Below are 17541 nucleotides of genomic sequence, written 5' to 3'. Positions count from 1 at the left end.
CAGGATGCGTATGGCATCACGGAGGCCTCCTAGCGCACCGCAGGGTCGACGGTGACCCAGAGAAACGTTACTTACACGTTGCATGAAGACACGTGAAGTTCACATTGTATTCGAAGTGAATTGTGACGTCAAACACGTGATATTAGAGGGAAATCCGTCCTGTATAACTTGCTCGCCTCCCGGAAGGAGGGGTGAGCTCCCCCTGAAGGGGTACGAGTGGGGGGCATTCGAGTGATTTACCGTCTGATCAGGGGTTTTTTGAATATGAGCTTCCTAACATCGGTCCGAACACCGAATAGGGAGTTAATCATGGAAATCAAGGCCGCAGTGTTACACGAGGTCGGCGAACAGTTCAGCGTCCAAGCCGTCGAGCTCGCAGCGCCCGCGGCCGATGAGGTCGTGGTCGAAATCGCCGGTGCCGGAATCTGTCACACCGATCTCGCCGTCAAGGCAGGTCATCTGCCGTTCCCGCTACCCGGCGTCCTCGGGCACGAAGGCAGTGGAACGGTGGTCGCGGTCGGCGCGAATGTCACCTCGGTCAGCGCCGGTGACAAAGTGGCGATCAGCTTCAACAGCTGTGGGGACTGCACGCAGTGTGGCAAAGGCGCACCTGCGTACTGCCTGCGCTTCATGGAATACAACTTCGGTGGCGTTCGCGCCGATGGCTCCTCCGCCGTCGCCGAGGCTGGTAAACCCCTGGGCAGCAACTTCTTCGGTCAGTCATCGCTGGCGACGCACGCCATCGCGCACGTGCGGAATGTAGTGAAGCTGCCGGACGATGTGCCGATCGAGTTGGCCGGTCCACTCGGGTGCGGTATCCAGACCGGCGCCGGCGCCGTCATGAACTCCCTCTATGTGGAGGCGGGCGCTTCGCTGGTGGTGGCCGGTGCCGGTGCGGTCGGGCTCGCCGCCGTGCTGGCGGCTGTGGTGCGGGAGGCCGCGTTCATCATCGTCGTCGAACCGCATGAGACCCGCCGCAAGCTGGCTCTGGACCTCGGTGCCACGCATGCGATCGATCCGAGCGCGGGCCCGGTCGCCGAGCAGATTCGCGCCATCGTTCCTGAGGGCGTCGAGTACGCGATCGACACCACCGCGGTGGTGTCGGTGCTCGAACAGTTGCTGGCGTCGTTGGGCGCCCGCGGGACGCTCGGCCTGATCGGAGTGCCCGCGAACCCGGAGGCGGTGCTGCCGGTCGCGCTCATTCCGGCCGTGCTGCAGGGGCTGACCGTCCGCGGGATCACAGAAGGCGACGCCGACCCGCAGATCTTCATTCCTTACATCCTCGACCTGTACCGCCGAGGCAAGTTCCCGTTCGACAAGTTGATCAGCACGATGCCGATGTCGGAGATCAACGAGGCCGTCGCGGCGCAGCAGCGCGGCGATGTGGTCAAGGTCGTCCTCACTACTCAGTAAAGCCGAAACCGCTAAGCACACAAAGGATTACATCATGACAATCGAACGTGACCTGTTCTATATCGACGGCGGTTGGCGTGCCCCAGCGTCCTCCGGGAAGATCACGGTGATTTCGCCGAATAACGAGCAGGTGCTCGGCTCGGTACCGGAGGGAGCCCCCGCCGACATCGATGCGGCGGTGGCTGCGGCCCGCGCCGCGTTCGACGATCCCAACGGCTGGTCGCAGTGGTCCCCGGCCGAGCGTGCCGACGCGATGGCGCGGCTGGCCGACGCGCTCGACAAGCGTGCGCCCGAGATTGTGCAGGCTGTGAGTTCACAGAACGGTATGCCGGTTGCAGTCTCCGAGAAGCTCGAGGCGATATTCCCGCAGTTGCTGTTGCGGTATTACGGGGATCAGGTTCGGAATGAATCCTTCGACGAGACCCGTGTGGGACTGTTCGGTGGATCGACGCTGGTCAACCGGGCACCGATAGGCGTGGTCGGGGCTATCGTCCCGTGGAACTTCCCGCAGGCGCTGGCGGCATTCAAATATGCCCCCGGACTGGCGGCAGGCTGCACGTTCGTCATCAAACCGTCGCCGGAGACCGTCTTTGACAGCTACCTGCTCGCCGAGGCGATCGACGAGGCCGGAATTCCGGCCGGTGTCATCAATATCGTGCCCGGCGGCCGCGAACTCGGCGCCTATCTTGTCGCCCATCCGGACGTCGATAAGGTCGCCTTCACCGGTTCCACCACGGCGGGCCGCAATATCGGCGAAGTATGTGGCCGACTGCTGCGGCCGGTCACCCTCGAGCTCGGCGGAAAGTCGGCGGCAATCATCCTCGACGACGCTGATCTAGACTTGGCCAAGATCGGGGAGCAGCTGTTCGGCGCGACCCTGCTCAACAACGGGCAGGCCTGCTATCTCGGGACCAGGGTGCTCGCGCCCAAGTCGCGTTACCAGGAAGTTGTCGACGTCTTCACGGGCTTGGCCAGCTCTCTGACTCTTGGTGACTCCCTGGATCCGACGACACAGATCGGACCGATGGCGAGTGCGCGGCAACGTGATCGGGTCGAGTCCTACATCGCGAAGGGTCGCGGCGACGGCGCCCGCGTGACTACGGGCGGTGGCCGGCCGAAGGGTCTCGATGCCGGTTGGTTCGTGGAGCCGACGATCTTCGCCGATGTCGAGAACAGTTACGCCATTGCGCAGGAAGAGATCTTCGGTCCCGTTCTGTCGGTGATCGCTTACGACGGCGATGACGAGGCGATCCGCATCGCGAACGACAGCGATTACGGATTGGGTGGTTCCGTATGGACCTCCGATCATGACCGCGGACTCACAGTCGCGCGGCACATACGAACGGGAACGATCGGTATAAACGGCTATCTCCCCGACCCGACGGCACCGTTCGGCGGCATCAAGGCCAGCGGCCTCGGACGTGAGCTCGGCCCGGAAGCCCTTGGGACCTACCTGGTTCCGAAGTCGATTTATCTCTGACCTGCCGGATCGGTGGATCGAAGGCATTGCCGTGTCGGTGTAATCCCGACCGGCAATGCCGGTCCGCTGCTGTGCCGAATTCACCCGAACATATTTGTTGCTCCAGATTTGAATACGACGTGGAAAGAAGATTCTGTGGCCGTCGACGATAGTTTCAGTCCGGTGCGCGCACGTGTGGTGCTACCCGCGGTCACCATGTTTCTAAGTGCGATCGGGGGTTTCTATGCCACCGCGATGGAGACGTTCCGATATCTCTTCACCTCGCGTTTTCAATTCCGCGAATTCATCGCCCAGGCGTGGTTCATCGCCAGCATCTCGATCATGCCCGCACTACTCATGTCGATCCCGTTCTGCGTGATGTTCGTGTACGAGATCAATATCCTGCTCTCGGAGGTCGGCGCGGTCGACCTCAGCGGTGCGGGCGCGGGTGTCGCCATTATCCGAGAGATCGGCCCGGTCGTCACCGTGCTGGTGGTCGCGGGTGCGGGATCGACCGCGATCTGCGCCGACCTCGGTGCACGCACCATCCGCGAAGAGATCGACGCCATGCGCGTACTGGGCATCGATCCTATTCAGCGGCTGTGTGTTCCGCGCGTTGTTGCCTCGACGATCGTGGCCATGTTTCTGAACGGGCTGGTTTCGGCTGTCGGATTGGTGGGCGGATTCATCGCCACCGTGTACATGCAAGGCGCTTCGCCAGGGCAATACGTTACGAGCGTATCGGTGCTGACGGGGATCCCGGACTTCTTCGTCAGCGAGATCAAGGCCGCAGTGTTCGGGCTACTGGCCGGCCTGGTGGCGTGTCACTTGGGGCTGCACGTGCGGGGCGGTCCGAAGGGCGTGGGTGACGCGGTCAACCAAACCGTCGTCTTCAGCTTTCTACTGCTCTTCCTGGCCAATTCGATCATTACGACCATTGCCCTGCGCTGATCCACCGCTGCACTGATATGAGAAAGGCATTCTGCCGTGTCTGAATCCCTACCGCGGGCCGGGTGGCCGTCGCCGGTCGCCGGCCTTCTCCGCGCCGGCGCGACGCCGGCCCGGCTGCTCACCGATATGGGCAAGCAGATCTCGTTCTACACGCAGACCGTTCTCGCGATGCCGCGGGCGTTCGTGCACTACCGCAAGGAGGTTCTACGCCTGCTCGCCGAGGTGAGCATGGGCAGCGGTGCGCTGGCGGCGATCGGCGGCACGCTGGTCGTGATCGCGATGCTGACCTCCGCCGTCGGGTATGAGGTCGGGCAGCAGGCGACAACGTCGTTGGGCCGCATCGGGATCGGTGCGATGTCCGGATTCATTTCTGCCTTCTTCAATACGCGGGAAGCGGTCCCGGCCATCGCGGGCATCGCGCTGACGGCCACCGTCGGAGCCGGTTTCACCGCGCAGCTCGGGGCGATGCGGGTGAGCGAGGAGATCGACGCGATCGAGACGATGGCGATCCCCTCGCTGCAGTATCTGGTCGCGACCCGGGTAACCGCCGGTGTGATCGCCGTAGTCCCGCTCTACAGCGTCGCGCTGATAGTCGGGTATGGGGCAACCGAACTCGTGACGGTGTTCATGTCCGGTCAGGCATCGGGTACCTACAGCCATTACTTCAATGTCTTCCTGATCCCGAGCGATGTGTTGTGGTCGCTGATCAAGGTGGTCTGCATGGCGATCGTGGTCATGTGCGTGCACTGCTATCACGGTTACAACGCGCGCGGCGGTCCCGCCGGTGTCGGCGTTGCGGTCGGCCGGGCCGTCCGGACCTCGCTGATCTCGATCATGGTGGTCGATTTGCTCGTAGGCATTGCCGTGTACGGCGGCACCTCTGGTGCGGTGAAGGTGGCGGGCTGATGGGGCATCTGCGCGAATTCGGCCGCAACGCATACATATTGATGGGTGTCGGGCTGATCGTGATCATGATGGCGGTGACCGCGGTATCCATCGGCTTCTATCGCGGCAGCTTCCTCGGCGTCGCGGGCGTCACGCTTTACGCCGACCGATCGGGTCTCATGCTCGAAAAGGGTTCCGACGTCAAGGTGCGCGGGGTGGTCGTCGGACACGTCAGCGGAGTCGAACTGGTGGACGGCAAGGCCCGTATCGCCATGAACATCTCGACCGACTACACCCGGGCAATCCCCGCCAACGTGCGGGCGACGATCGATCCGACCACCTTGTTCGGCCGGAAGTTCGTCACGCTGTCGCTGCCGGAGCGGCCATCCGCCACCACGATCACGACCGGATCGGTCATCGAAAATGGCGCTGCCGCAACCGAAGTCAATGACCTGCTGGAATCGTTGGTCACCGTGCTGCGCACTGTCGAGCCGCAGCGGGTGAGCGCAACGCTCACCGCCTTGTCGGTCGCGCTGCACGGTCGCGGCCCGGCTATAGGTCAGTTGGTCAGCGATCTCGATTCCTATCTCACCGCGTTCAACCCGCAGCTCGACACCTTGCGGCGAGACATGCACGGTACCGCCGATACGGCGGATGTGCTGGCCGCCGCAGCACCCGATCTGCTCACCACGGTCGACCGGCTGAGCACGACAGGAGACACCATCACCGCGCAGCAGAAGCAACTCAGCGCATTCCTGCTCAGCTTCACCTCATTCGGCAACCGCGGCGGCGATCTTTTCCAGGCTGCGGGCGCCCCCTTGCAGGCGTCCATGGCAGCGCTGGTCGCGCCGACCGGCGTCCTCGCCGAGTTCGCGCCGATATACCCCTGCTTCCTTTCGAATCTGCATAAGACGAACACGCTGTTGGAGAACACGGTCGGCGGTAGCGATAGGCCTGGCCTGAATATCTTGGGCACCTTGCTGATGGGTGACCCGCCGTATCGAGTGTCGCAGGACCTGCCGAAGACGGGGCTCGACAATGCGCCGAGCTGCTATGCCACCGGTGATCAGAAGCCGGGGCACGTTCCCTTCGACGACGGTAGTCATGCCTATCGGACGGCCCAGGGGCCCGAGGATCTCATCGGTAATCCGCTCGCCGAGTTGCTGTTCGGAGGTTGGCGATGAAGACCGCCGCTACCGCCTTCAAGCTGCTCGTATTCATGGTCGTGACCGCCACCGCGGGTTTTGGTGTGGTCGCGGTAGCGGGCAACCTCCGATTCGGACCCACGAACACCTATTCCGCGGTGTTCGAGAACGCTTCGGGGCTGTCCGGCGGTTCGGAAGTGCGGGTAGCCGGCGTGCCGATGGGCAAGGTGCATTCGGTCGAGCTCACCGGTGACGGACATGCGCTCGTATCGTTCGACTTGTCGACCCAACGCCCGCTCACAACGAGCACTCGGGCCGGCATCAAGTACAAGAACCTGATCGGTGATCGGTACCTCGACCTGTCCGAAGGCTCCGGGGACCCCACACCATTGCCGGGCAACCGGCAGATCCCGATAGCGCAGACGGCACCGGCCCTGGACCTGGACCAGGTCGTCAACGGCTTCCGGCCGCTGCTACAGGGTTTGGATCCCGACCAGACCAACCGGCTGGCCCGGTCGCTTGTTCAGGCTTTGAACGGTCAGGAATCGGGTATCGCCCAAATCGTCGAGCAGATGGGCACTCTCGCGAATTCGCTGGCCGACCACGATCACGCGATCGGCGGGGTGATCGACAACTTCAACATCGTGCTGACCACGGTGCACGCGCGCAGTGACCAGTTCGGTCAATTGGTGACCTCCCTGGAGGAGCTGGTCCGGGGCCTGAACACCGACAGCGGCACCATTACCTCCTCCCTCGACAGCATGGACGGACTCACTGCGCAGTTGGGTGACATCCTGAACGGCTCACGCAAGGACATCGGCGCGGATGTCGCGGGCCTCGGGCAACTCGCATCCAACCTCAACGCCAGTACGGACACGCTCAATCTGGTGCTGGCAAAACTCCCCGAAACCTATCGGCTGGCCGGCCGCCTGGCGGGTTACGGAAACTTCGTCAACTTCTTCGTGTGCGGCTTGGCAATTCGATACGGGCCGGGTCCGCAGAACACGACACCGATGTTCACCGCTCCGGCCGACAGGTGCAAATAATGGCACAACACAAATCATTCCTCGAGCGCAGCAAACTCCGCATGGGCGTGGTTGGCACACTGCTGATCATCGGTGCGCTGGTGCTCGCCTTCAAGTTCGACTCCATTCCGTTCATCCATCGCGGTGCATCGCTGCATGCCGAATTCGCCGATGCCAGCGGGCTCGCGGTCGGTGACGCCGTGCAAGTCGCCGGCGTGAAGATCGGCAAGGTCCGCAGTATCGATCTGGGCAGCGCCAAGGTTGATGTCACCTTCGACGCCGACGGAAAGAACCAGAAGCTCGGTGACGAGACCACTGCCACGATCAAGGTGCAGACCGTGCTCGGCCGTCGCTTCATCGATCTGGACCCGCGCGGCCCAGGCGAACTCCGCGACGGCGCCACAATTCCGTTGAGCCGCACGACATCCGGATACGACATCACGCGATCGCTGCAGGAAGTCACAGATAAGGTCGCCCAGACCGACAAGACGAATCTGGCGGCAGCCCTCGACCAGATCGGCAAGGTCGAATCGCAGTTGCCACCGAGTCTGAATTCATCGATCACCGGCCTGGGCCGACTCTCCAATTCGATCGCCACGCGCGACGACGGGATACGCAAGCTGCTCGCCAACACCAAAGATGTCAGCGCGATCGTCTCGCAACGCAACGGGCAGGTGGCCGCGCTCTTCGATCAGGGCAACAGCCTCTTCACCGCACTGAACACTCGTGCGACCACGATTCATCGCGTTCTGGTCCAGGCGAAAGCGGTATCCGACGCCCTCACCGGAGTCGCCCAGGACAACGCGACGACGCTGAAACCCACACTGGATCAACTCGATTCGCTGATCAACACGCTGAACAAGAATTACGACAATCTCAACAGCGCGCTCACCGGGTTGCAGCATTTCGCCACACAGGTCGGCGAGGCCGTGGGTAGCGGGCCTTTCTTCGGCGCTCTACTGCACAACATCATCCCGGCGAACCTTGCCGGTCAGATTCCCGGAAGTCCAGGAGGTCCACGATGAGATGGAGGTTCTCCATCAAAGGGCTGCGCACTCGGCCCCGAATTCGGGGGGTGAGGCTCCTCACCGTGCTCGCCGCGGTCGGGTCCGTCCTGCTCGCCACGGCGTTCTTCGTCGAGCGCGACGGCACGAACCACGTGTCCGCATACTTCCGCAGCGCCTCCGGCCTTTACGTCGGCGATCGCGTCATGATCCTGGGTGTGCCTGTCGGCACGGTCGACAAGATCGAGCCGGGTGCGAAGGGAGTCCGGGTTGAATTCACCTATGACGCAAAGTATTCGGTGCCGGCCGACGCCCAAGCGGTGATCATCGCACCAACCCTCGTCACGGGCCGCTACGTCCAGCTCGCTCCGGCATTCACCGGCGGGCCGACACTCGCAGACCATGCGACGATCCCGATCGAACGGACCGCGTCGCCCGTCGAATTCGACGAGATCAAGCAGCAGTTGGTGCAACTCAGTCGCGATGTCGGTCCCAACGATGCCGACCAGCGTGGTGCCCTGAACTCGTTCCTTGACACCACGGCCGCGACAATGACGGGTAACGGGCAGTCGCTGCACGACTCACTGACCGCCCTGTCCAATGCGGCACGAACGCTCGACGCCGGCGGCAGCGATCTGTTCGCCAGCGTGGACAACCTGCAGGCGGTGACCACCGCGATTGCCGCGGTGGACAACCAGATCAGCGGATTCAGCGACCAACTGGCGTCGCTTTCGGGTGTCCTGAACTCGAACCGGACCGAACTTGACGCGCTGCTGTCCAGCATTCAGACGACCTTCACTCAGGTCACCCAGTTCATCACTCAGAATCGGGCGGCCCTGGGCACCGATGTCGTCAAGGCGACTACGCTCACCCGACTACTCGTCGATCGAATCGATACGGTCGCGCAGATTCTGCATGCCGCGCCGTCCGCGCTGTCGGACCTCTACAACATCTACGACCCAGAATCGAATTCGCTGACCGGTGCGGTCGCGATTCCGGACGGCCTGGATCCACGATCGCTGATCTGCGCGCTGTTGACGACGGTCAATGCTCCGGCGGGCGAGTGCACCAAGGCGACAACCGCTTTCGTCGGGCAGCTCGCCAGTGCGGTCGCTCCTCAGCTCCCATCGGCACCGTCCGCGCCGGTAGGACCGATTCCCAGCCTGGCGGACATTCTCAACCCGCGCGGAGGCCACTGATGGCAAAGATATCTCGCGTGCTGGGCCTCGTCTCGAGCTGTGCCGGTCTGATCGCCACCGCCGGTTGCACATTCGACGGCGTGAACTCGATCCCGTTGCCTGGCAATGCGGTAGCCGGTAGCGGCTACACGGTAACGGTCGAATTGGCGGATGCGCAGAACCTGGTCGGCAATTCGCCCGTCAAGGCGAACAATGTGACGGTCGGCAATATCCAGCGAATCGAAAATGACGGCTGGCACGCGAAACTCACGCTGGCCATCGTCGATGATGTGGTGCTGCCCGGTAATATCGGTGCGAAGCTGTCGCAGACGAGCGTACTCGGCTCCCAATACATCGAGCTCTCCGTTCCCCCGACCGAGAAGCCCACCGGGAGGCTGGCGCACGGCGCGGTTATTCCACTGGCACGAACCGGTCAATACGCGTCCGTCGAAGAGGTGCTCTCCGCGCTGTCGCTGGTGCTCAATGGTGCTGGTCTACAACAGGTGCGGACAATCACGGGTGAACTCGACGACGCCGTGGGCGGTCGGGAGGAGTCGATCCACAGCTTGATCGGGAACCTGAACCGATTCGTCGGTGGACTCGATGCGCAGCGCGACGACATCACCCGTGCGATCGACAGTATGGATCGGCTCGGCGCCGAACTCGCTCAGCAGTCGACGGTGATCGATCGAGGCATCACATCGATACAGCCGGCATTGGATGTGCTCCGGGGGCAAGAGGGGAAGCTGACCCAAATGCTTGCCGCTGTTGGACAATTCGGTGATAAGGCGACCGGAATACTGCACGACAGCAAGATCGATCTACAGGCGAATCTCGCGAACCTCGCGCCGACGTTGCAGCAGCTGGCCGCCGCGGGCAATGACCTGCCCGAGGCACTGAAGATCGCACTGACGATCCCGTTTCCCGTTACGACCGCCGATCGCGGCATTCGGGGGGACTATCTCAATCTCTTTCTGACCCTTGACATCAGCCCGCAGACCATCGCGAACAAGGTGATTCCTAGCATCCCGCACAACTTCGGAGGCCTTACTGCCCGCCAGGCAGTGGACCCACTGATTGCTCCGGCAGCCCCCGGCAACCCCGCCAACCCCGACAACGGAGGGCCGCGCTGATGCTGTCGAAACGTATCCGAATCCAGCTCATCGTGTTCACCGTGATCGCCGTGCTATCGGTTGGCTTCTGCACCGTGAAATATGCGGGCTTGCAACGATTCACAAAAATCGGCACCTACACCGTAGCAGCCGTATTCGTCGATGCCTCCGGTCTGTATCCGAACGCGCTCGTGACCTATCGAGGCGTAGACGTCGGCGTCGTGCGCCGTATGGAATTGCGACCCGATGGCGCCGCCGCCATTCTGCAACTGCAGTCCTCGCGTGAGGTGCCTGCCGATTCCGATGCCATCGTCCGCAGCGTTTCTGCGGTCGGTGAGCAGTATGTCGACCTCGTCCCACGCTCGTCCGGTGCACCCTATCTACATGAAGGGAGCACTCTCGGCACGGACCGGACCAGGATTCCGGAGGCCTCGAATACTGTTGTCTCCCAGGTCAACACGCTATTGCAGTCGGTACCGAAGGAGTCGCTGAAGACAACCGTGGACGAAGCGTCCGCCGCACTCGGCGGCACCGGGGAAGTAGTGAACCAAGCACTGGCGGCATCAGCTTCCCTGGTGCGGCGTGCGCACGGCGACCTTCAGCAGACTACGGCGCTGATCGACTCAGCCGAGCCTGTATTGCAGGCCTTGAGCCGATCGGGACCCTCGATCAACGCTTTTGCGACCAACCTGGCCTCCTTCACCGATCAACTCGTGATGAGCGACGCGCATATCCGCGAAGTGCTGAGCACCGGACCGGCCTTCTTCGACACAGTTGGCGGGACACTGAGTGACCTCACGCCGACACTGCCACTGCTGCTGATGAATTTGCAGACAGCAGGCGAAGTGCTGCGCGTCAACGCGCCGGGTCTGCGGCACCTGCTGGTCGTGTATCCGGCATTGTCGTCGGCGATCAACTACATGCACAACGGTTTTCAGGACCCGAACGACCGCCTCTCGGGGCAGGGTCCGTTGGATGTGAAGCTGCTCAACACCGGCAATCCTTTTCCGTGCACCGAGGGATATCAGGAGACGCAACGCCGCGATCCTAGCGATCTGAGTCCCGTGCCGGCGCCGGAGAACGCCTATTGCAAGCTCCCGCAAAGTGACAATCGCGATGCCCGCGGCGTGCGTAACGCGCCGTGCGCCACCGACCCGAGTGTTCGCACCGCGAACGTCGCCGATTGCCCAGGCGGCCCGCCGTCGCAGTGGCCACAGATGATGGCCAGGCCGGGGCAGCAGCCCGTTGCCGCGGGGAGCCCGCCGGACGCCGAGACGAATCCACCGACTGTCGGTGCTGGTCCACCGCTCGCGGGCACGAGTCCGCCGGTCCAACCGGCCGCGCAGACGGTGCCGTATGACCCACAGACGGGACGCTTCAGGACGCCGGACGGCATTGCCTATTCGATCCAGAACCTGATCGCGACCGGCACCGAGGAGGAATTGGAATGGCAACAACTGTTTCTGAAATGATCGTCGATCCAGACGAAATCGACTGTGCTGACGAGGAATTGGCGGACAAGGCCGAGTCGGGTCGGGACCGGGCGACGGAGGATCAGCTGGACGAGGATCAGGTGATCGAGTCGGATTCTGTTGATACGGAACCAGTCGTCGACACGGATCCAGTCGAGGTGCGGCCGAGGTCCCTCGCGCTCGCGATACTCGCGCTGGCCGCAGCGATCGTCGTCGGAGCGTTGATATTCGGCGGGATTTCGGCCTGGCACCTGCACGTCGCGCAGCATCGACAGGACCGCGACGCGGCCATCCTGAGCACGTCCAGGCAGGCCGTCGCCGACCTCGTGACCCTGCGCCATGACAGCGCCGCCGGTGACATCAAGCGCATTGCCGATACGACCACCGGTAAGTTCCACGACCAGTTCGCCGACACCGGCGGCACATTCCTGTCGGTCCTCCAGCAGGGGCAGGTCGTCTCGACGGGCGCAGCGAAGGAGGTCGCGCTGGTCGATGCGAACGACCAGCACGCGACCGTGCTGGCCGCGGTGGTGTCGACGGTGCAGAACACCGAGGCGCCGACCGGGCAGCAACGTGTCTATCGCATGAAGGTCTCTTTGGACTCGGTCGACGGCCGTTGGCTCGTCTCGAATGTGGAGTTTGTGTCATGAAGATTCGCGCATTATGGTCGCGGCCCGCTAATGTAGTCCACCGGCTTTCGGCTGGGATGGGGACGTGGTCGGCGACGCGACTACGGCTCACCCTTGGTATGGCAGTGGTGGGGGCCGTGGCCAGTCTGGCCGGAACCGTCTACACAGGCACTGAACTGCACCACGATTCGGCGACGGCCGCCGCAGGCCGGGCCGCGACCGCGGCGGCTCGTGAATCGGTCGCCGCCTTGCTGAGCTACGACTTCAACACCGTCGACCAGCAATTCAAGGCGCGTTACGACAGCCTTACCGGCGACTTCAAGAACGAATTCCAATCGCTGGGGGACCAGAAGATCATTCCGGCTGCCAAGGACAGGCACATCGTGACGAAGGCCGAGGTCGTCTCGGTGGGCGTGGTCGGACAATCGCCCGACCACGTCACGCTGCTGGTGTTCGTGAACCAGACGACGACCAACTCGGACTCGCCAGATCCGAAGCTGGACGGCAGCCGGATCCGCGTGTCGATGACGGACACCACCGGCGGTTGGCGCATCGCCGGGCTCGAACCGATCTGATCCGACGTCAGGAAGCAATCATGGGAATCGCAGTCTCCGTCTCGAATCTTACGAAATCCTTCGGCAGCCAGCGGATTTGGCAGAATGTGACGCTCGATCTGCCGGCCGGGGAAGTGAGTGTGCTGCTCGGTCCGTCGGGCACCGGCAAGTCGGTGTTCCTGAAGTCGCTGATAGGCCTGCTCCGGCCTGATCAGGGCTCGATCATCATCGACGGCACCGACATCACCACCTGCTCGAACAAGGAACTGTACGAGGTGCGCAAGCTCTTCGGTGTGCTGTTTCAGGACGGTGCGCTCTTCGGTTCGATGAGCCTGTACGACAACGTCGCCTTCCCGCTGCGCGAGCACACGAAGAAGCGGGAGTCGGAAATCGAGAAGATCGTCATGGACAAGCTCGATCTCACCGGACTGATCGGAGCCGAGAACAAGTTGCCCGGTGAGATCTCCGGCGGTATGCGTAAGCGCGCCGGTCTGGCCCGCGCCCTGGTGCTCGACCCGGAAATCATCTTGGTCGACGAGCCGGACTCTGGCCTGGATCCGGTGCGCACCAGCTACATCAGCCAACTGTTCCTCGATATCAACGCCCAGATCGACGCGACGTTTCTGATCGTCACACACAACATCAACCTCGCGCGCACGGTGCCCGACAATATCGGCATGCTGTTCCACCGTGAGCTGGTCACCTTCGGACCGCGGGAGGTGCTGTTGACCAGTGAGGAACCGGTCGTCAGGCAGTTCCTCAACGGCCGCATGATCGGCCCGATCGGGATGTCGGAAGAGAAGGACGAGGCGCAGATGGCCCGCGAACAGGCCATGGTCGACGCCGGACACCACCAGGGCGGCGCCGAAGAGGTCGAAGGCATCATCCCGCAAATGCAGGCAACCCCCGGCATGCCGTTCCGGCAGGCGGTCGGCCGCCGCCAGCAACGCGTCCGCGAGATCATGCACACGCTGCCGATGCAGGCTCAGCACGCAATTATGGACTCTCTCAATACTATGACCCCGATGGTGTCGCTTCCAGCGGAAGTCTGACGCCCATAGGCCGCTTCGGCGTCGAGCGGCGGGCCAACGACGTATTCTGACGGAAGGGCCGTAGCGGAAGGGTTGCCCTTCGTTACGAGACACCTCCGGCGACTCGATGTGAGGACAATCTGCGGCGACCCCGCGGTTTTCGGCGTGCCCCACGAATCGAGTTCCTGAGTTGTCGGATATCGAGCAACCTGGCACCGAGCGCGATCTGTCGCTCGATATCGCCGCTGACCTCGAGATCGAGGGATTCAGTGACGCAGTCGAAATCGGGCACGGAGGCTTCGGCGTGGTGTACCGGTGTGCGCAACCGGAACTCGAACGTGCGGTCGCCGTCAAGGTTATGTCTGCCGATGTCGGGCTGGAAGATCGGGAACGGTTCATTCGCGAGGGGCGTGCGATGGGACGGCTCTCGGGCCATCCGAATATCGTCCAGGTCCTGCAGATCGGCACGACGGCGCTGAACCGTCCGTACATCGTGATGCCGTTCTACGAACGCCGGTCATTGGCGGATCTGGTGGGCCGGGATGGGCCGCTGCCGTGGCCCGAGGTCAGGGCCATCGGGATCAAGATTGCCGGCGCACTGGAATCCGCGCATCGATCCGGCATCGTGCATCGGGATGTGAAGCCGGCCAATATCCTCCTCTCCGACTATGACGAACCGCAGCTGACGGACTTCGGTATCGCGCGCTTCGGCGGCGCGTTCGAGACGTCGAGCGGGGATATCGCCGGATCGCCTGCATACACGGCTCCGGAAGTCTTGCAAGGGGATTCGCCGGGTCCCGCCGCCGACGTCTACGGTCTCGCGGCGACGCTCTTCTGTCTGCTGACCGGACACGCCGCATTCGAGCGCCGGAGTGGCGAGCGAATCGTCGCACAGTTTCTCCGGATCACCACCGCACCCATTCCGGACCTGCGTGCGGAGGGCATCCCCCAAGGCATCAGTGCCGCAATCGAACACGGCATGGCCAGGGATCCGGCAGCGAGACCGCAGACGGCAGCCGAGTTCCGCGATGAGCTGGAGGCGATCGAGGTAGGTAGCAGGAGCGCCGAGACGCCGTTGCCCCGACCGGCCGTTGTTCTCCCGGCGGTTTCGATTCGGGCTCGCACACCGCCGGGCGTGTCCACCAGATTCCGCCCGCCGACGCCCGCGCACTCGCTCGTAGGCCGTCGCCGGCTGTTGGAGTGGCTGTGGGGCGGCAGTCCGCGACGGTTGGTCGTTATCCACGCCCCGGCGGGCTTCGGCAAGACGACGCTTGCGGCACAATGTCGGGCGGCCCTGTCCGATCAGGGAATTCCGGTCGCTTGGCTGCACGTCGACCGCGACGACAACAACGTCGCCTGGTTTCTCTCGAACATCCTGAACGCGTTCCGTCATATTCGGCCCACGCTGGTGACCGATCTCGGTCAGGTGCTGGAGGAACACGGGCAGGATGCGGCCCGGTACGTGCTCGGCGAGCTGATCAACCGAATTCACGATGCCGGGGCGACTGTCGCGCTCGTCGTCGATGACTGGCATCAGGTGAGCGCCGAGGGCACGATCACGGCGATGGATTTTCTGATCGAGAATGGCTGCCATCACATCCGCGTGATCGTGACCAGTCGAACTCAATCAGGACTGCCTCTGAGCAGCATGCGGGTGCGGGACGAGCTCGTCGAGATCTGCGCGGACGATCTGCGCTTCACTGACTCCGAGGCCCGAGAGTTCTTGGTGGACATCAATGATCTGGGGTTGGACGGTGCCGGGATCACGGCTTTGACCTCGTCTACCGAAGGCTGGATAGCGGCACTTCAGCTCGCATCCCTGTCGCTGCGGCGTCGAGAGGACGCGGCGGCTTTCATCAAACAACTGTCCGGGCGGCACCATGCCATCGGCGAGTATCTGATGGCCAATGTCGTCGACAACCTCGAGCCGGCACTGCTCGACTTCATGATGGTCACGTCGATCACCGAGCAGATTTGCGGCAGTCTGGCCGGACGGCTTGCCGGGGGATCGTCCCCGCAATTGTTGCTGGAGGAGATCGAACGGCGAGATCTGTTCCTGCAGAGCATCGATGACGACCGGGAGTGGTTCCGATACCACCATCTGTTCGCCCAGTTCCTGCAGCGGCGTCTCGAAACCGATTGCCCGGACCGGGCTCTCGAACTGCACCTCACGGCATCGGCATGGTTTGCCGAGCACGACATGTTGAGTGAGGCCGTCGATCACGCACTGGCGGGCTCTGATCCGGAGCGCGCTATGGAGTTGGTCGAGGCCGATGGGATGGAACTGGTCGAGAACTCGAAGATGTCCACGTTGCTCGGTTTGATCGCGAAGTTGCCCCTTGCGCTCGTGCGAACCAGGCCGCGTATGCAGTTGCTCGTTGCCTGGGGAAATGTGCTGCTGCACCATCATTCGGCGACAGAGGCCGCTCTCGAGCAGGTGGACTCCTCACTCGATGACGAAGTTCTTTCCGACGGTGATCGATCCGATCTCCGGATGGAGGCCGATTTCGTTCGTGGTGTGGACAGAGTCTTCGCCGATCGCATCGACGGTGTGGACGAGTTGATCTCCGGCTGCCGGAGCGCATCGGATATTGTTCGCCCATTCCTCGGCTCCGCAGTCGCGGGTATCGCGTCCTTTGTTGCGGTGCACAGCTTCGATTTCGACGCGGTACAGCGGTGGCAGGCATGGGCGTCGACGTATCACGCGCAGACCGCTGGGCCATTCAGCGTGATGTACAACTACTGCATGGCCGGGATAGCGTCCCACGAGCAACTCGAGGTCGCCCGGGCCGAAGGCCAGCTTCGTGATGCTCTGCGACTCGGGCGTGAGAGCGGACCGCACGGATACGCGGCGCGGTTGGCCGGCGCGCTGCTGGGTGCCCTGCTTTACGAAAAGGGAGCAGTCGGCGAGGCAGAACAATTGCTGGACGAGAGCACCCAGCTCGCTGACGAGGGCGGCATCGTCGACATGATGCTCGCGACCTACGGCATCGGCTCACGGATCAAGGCATTTCGGGGTCAGATCGATGATGCGCGGCACAGGCTCGAACAGGGCATGCAGATCGCCGAGGCGCTCACTCTGCCTCGATTGGCGGCGCGGATTGTGAACGAGAAAGTTCGAATCGGGTTGCCGCTGACGGAATCTCAGCTGGCGCGGCTACCCGCTGTGCCGGGCGGTCCGCGGCTTGGCAACGGTATCGAAGAAGTGACCGCGCAGCTCGACGAAGACTCGGTTATCAGGGTGCTCCTTGCCGAAGGCACGCCGGAATCGTTGCGGTCCGCAGTTATTCGAGCGGCGGCGCTGGTCGAGCGCGTCGAACGACAAGGGCGTCCTAGAGCGCTCGTCGAATGCGCAGTGCTGCACGCGAACTGCCTCGGTGCGGCCGGTGATGTCAGCACCGCGAAGGATGTTCTTTTACCGGTCCTGTCCAGGTGCGTCGAGATCGGTCTGCCGCGCCTCGTACTGGACGGCGGGCCGAGTATCGACGGCATTCTGACGGCCGTGCTCGAGGCTCTGAAATCGGGCGACGATGCCGCGTCGCTGTCGAATCTGACCGCATCGTCTATCGACGATCTCCTGCACGCATAACAGGTCCTTCAAGGTCGTCTCTCCCTCCCGAGTGGGGGCAAGACCCCTCGATGTGGTGACGCGCACCCGGGCGCTTTCCATGAGACTCGAGTCA

General features: G+C 63.0%; 14 protein-coding genes. All 14 read left to right on the top strand.

The window, feature by feature from the left end; translation table 11 throughout:
* The first annotated feature begins 309 nt into the window (after nt 1-309).
* The 14 genes from JWN03_RS16425 to JWN03_RS16360 all read left to right on the top strand — a co-directional run bounded on the left by JWN03_RS16425 (nt 310) and on the right by JWN03_RS16360 (nt 17447).
* The gene (locus JWN03_RS16425; RefSeq protein ID WP_297615391.1) at nt 310-1413 is read left to right on the top strand and encodes an NAD(P)-dependent alcohol dehydrogenase; all 1104 of its coding nucleotides are present in this window, start codon (nt 310-312) and stop codon (nt 1411-1413) included.
* A 34-nt stretch (nt 1414-1447) separates the two neighbouring features.
* Nucleotides 1448-2893, top strand: coding sequence for an aldehyde dehydrogenase (locus JWN03_RS16420; protein ID WP_297615389.1), 1446 nt, complete (start codon nt 1448-1450; stop codon nt 2891-2893).
* Between the two features lie 195 nt (nt 2894-3088).
* On the top strand, nt 3089-3823 hold the full coding sequence (locus JWN03_RS16415; protein WP_441343003.1) for an MlaE family ABC transporter permease: 735 nt from the start codon (nt 3089-3091) through the stop codon (nt 3821-3823).
* Nucleotides 3824-3949: 126 nt separating this feature from the next.
* On the top strand, nt 3950-4729 hold the full coding sequence (locus tag JWN03_RS16410) for an ABC transporter permease (protein ID WP_297615454.1): 780 nt from the start codon (nt 3950-3952) through the stop codon (nt 4727-4729).
* Nucleotides 4729-5892 carry an MCE family protein gene (locus JWN03_RS16405; RefSeq protein WP_297615387.1) on the top strand — a complete coding sequence of 388 codons (1164 nt, stop codon included), beginning with the start codon at nt 4729-4731 and terminating at the stop codon, nt 5890-5892. The genes JWN03_RS16410 and JWN03_RS16405 overlap by 1 nt, the downstream gene beginning before the upstream one ends.
* Nucleotides 5889-6899 (top strand): MCE family protein, encoded by a 1011-nt coding sequence (locus JWN03_RS16400; RefSeq protein WP_297615385.1) that lies wholly within the window; start codon nt 5889-5891, stop codon nt 6897-6899. Before JWN03_RS16405 ends, JWN03_RS16400 begins: the two co-directional genes overlap by 4 nt.
* A complete protein-coding gene (locus JWN03_RS16395) occupies nt 6899-7903 on the top strand; it encodes an MCE family protein (RefSeq protein WP_297615383.1) in 1005 nt (334 codons plus the stop codon). The genes JWN03_RS16400 and JWN03_RS16395 overlap by 1 nt, the downstream gene beginning before the upstream one ends.
* Nucleotides 7904-7953: 50 nt before the next feature.
* Nucleotides 7954-9081: an MCE family protein gene (locus tag JWN03_RS16390; RefSeq protein ID WP_297615382.1), complete on the top strand. Its 1128-nt coding sequence runs from the start codon at nt 7954-7956 to the stop codon at nt 9079-9081.
* Nucleotides 9081-10193, top strand: coding sequence for an MCE family protein (locus JWN03_RS16385; RefSeq protein ID WP_297615380.1), 1113 nt, complete (start codon nt 9081-9083; stop codon nt 10191-10193). The genes JWN03_RS16390 and JWN03_RS16385 overlap by 1 nt, the downstream gene beginning before the upstream one ends.
* Complete coding sequence (locus JWN03_RS16380; RefSeq protein WP_297615378.1) at nt 10193-11644, top strand: MCE family protein; 1452 nt, start codon at nt 10193-10195, stop codon at nt 11642-11644. The genes JWN03_RS16385 and JWN03_RS16380 overlap by 1 nt, the downstream gene beginning before the upstream one ends.
* Entirely contained in the window at nt 11641-12294 is a 654-nt protein-coding gene (locus tag JWN03_RS16375) for a hypothetical protein (RefSeq protein ID WP_297615376.1), read from the top strand. Before JWN03_RS16380 ends, JWN03_RS16375 begins: the two co-directional genes overlap by 4 nt.
* Entirely contained in the window at nt 12291-12848 is a 558-nt protein-coding gene (locus JWN03_RS16370; RefSeq protein ID WP_297615374.1) for a hypothetical protein, read from the top strand. The genes JWN03_RS16375 and JWN03_RS16370 overlap by 4 nt, the downstream gene beginning before the upstream one ends.
* Nucleotides 12849-12868: 20 nt before the next feature.
* Nucleotides 12869-13879 (top strand): ABC transporter ATP-binding protein, encoded by a 1011-nt coding sequence (locus JWN03_RS16365; RefSeq protein ID WP_297615372.1) that lies wholly within the window; start codon nt 12869-12871, stop codon nt 13877-13879.
* A 169-nt stretch (nt 13880-14048) separates the two neighbouring features.
* The gene (locus tag JWN03_RS16360; protein WP_297615370.1) at nt 14049-17447 is read left to right on the top strand and encodes a serine/threonine-protein kinase; all 3399 of its coding nucleotides are present in this window, start codon (nt 14049-14051) and stop codon (nt 17445-17447) included.
* Nucleotides 17448-17541: the final 94 nt, after the last annotated feature.

Source organism: Nocardia sp., from assembly GCF_025465275.1.
GTDB lineage: Bacteria > Actinomycetota > Actinomycetes > Mycobacteriales > Mycobacteriaceae > Nocardia.
Note: the sequence above shows the minus strand (reverse complement) of the source record. Positions and strands in the feature narration are given on the sequence as shown.

What these genes read in the sequence shown, in the direction of transcription:
- JWN03_RS16425 (WP_297615391.1), top strand. Translation starts at nt 310, where the DNA reads ATGGAAATCAAGGCCGCAGTGTTACACGAGGTCGGCGAACAGTTCAGC.
- JWN03_RS16420 (WP_297615389.1), top strand. Translation starts at nt 1,448, where the DNA reads ATGACAATCGAACGTGACCTGTTCTATATCGACGGCGGTTGGCGTGCC.
- JWN03_RS16415 (WP_441343003.1), top strand. Translation starts at nt 3,089, where the DNA reads ATGTTTCTAAGTGCGATCGGGGGTTTCTATGCCACCGCGATGGAGACG.
- JWN03_RS16410 (WP_297615454.1), top strand. Translation starts at nt 3,950, where the DNA reads ATGGGCAAGCAGATCTCGTTCTACACGCAGACCGTTCTCGCGATGCCG.
- JWN03_RS16405 (WP_297615387.1), top strand. Translation starts at nt 4,729, where the DNA reads ATGGGGCATCTGCGCGAATTCGGCCGCAACGCATACATATTGATGGGT.
- JWN03_RS16400 (WP_297615385.1), top strand. Translation starts at nt 5,889, where the DNA reads ATGAAGACCGCCGCTACCGCCTTCAAGCTGCTCGTATTCATGGTCGTG.
- JWN03_RS16395 (WP_297615383.1), top strand. Translation starts at nt 6,899, where the DNA reads ATGGCACAACACAAATCATTCCTCGAGCGCAGCAAACTCCGCATGGGC.
- JWN03_RS16385 (WP_297615380.1), top strand. Translation starts at nt 9,081, where the DNA reads ATGGCAAAGATATCTCGCGTGCTGGGCCTCGTCTCGAGCTGTGCCGGT.
- JWN03_RS16380 (WP_297615378.1), top strand. Translation starts at nt 10,193, where the DNA reads ATGCTGTCGAAACGTATCCGAATCCAGCTCATCGTGTTCACCGTGATC.
- JWN03_RS16375 (WP_297615376.1), top strand. Translation starts at nt 11,641, where the DNA reads ATGATCGTCGATCCAGACGAAATCGACTGTGCTGACGAGGAATTGGCG.
- JWN03_RS16370 (WP_297615374.1), top strand. Translation starts at nt 12,291, where the DNA reads ATGAAGATTCGCGCATTATGGTCGCGGCCCGCTAATGTAGTCCACCGG.
- JWN03_RS16365 (WP_297615372.1), top strand. Translation starts at nt 12,869, where the DNA reads ATGGGAATCGCAGTCTCCGTCTCGAATCTTACGAAATCCTTCGGCAGC.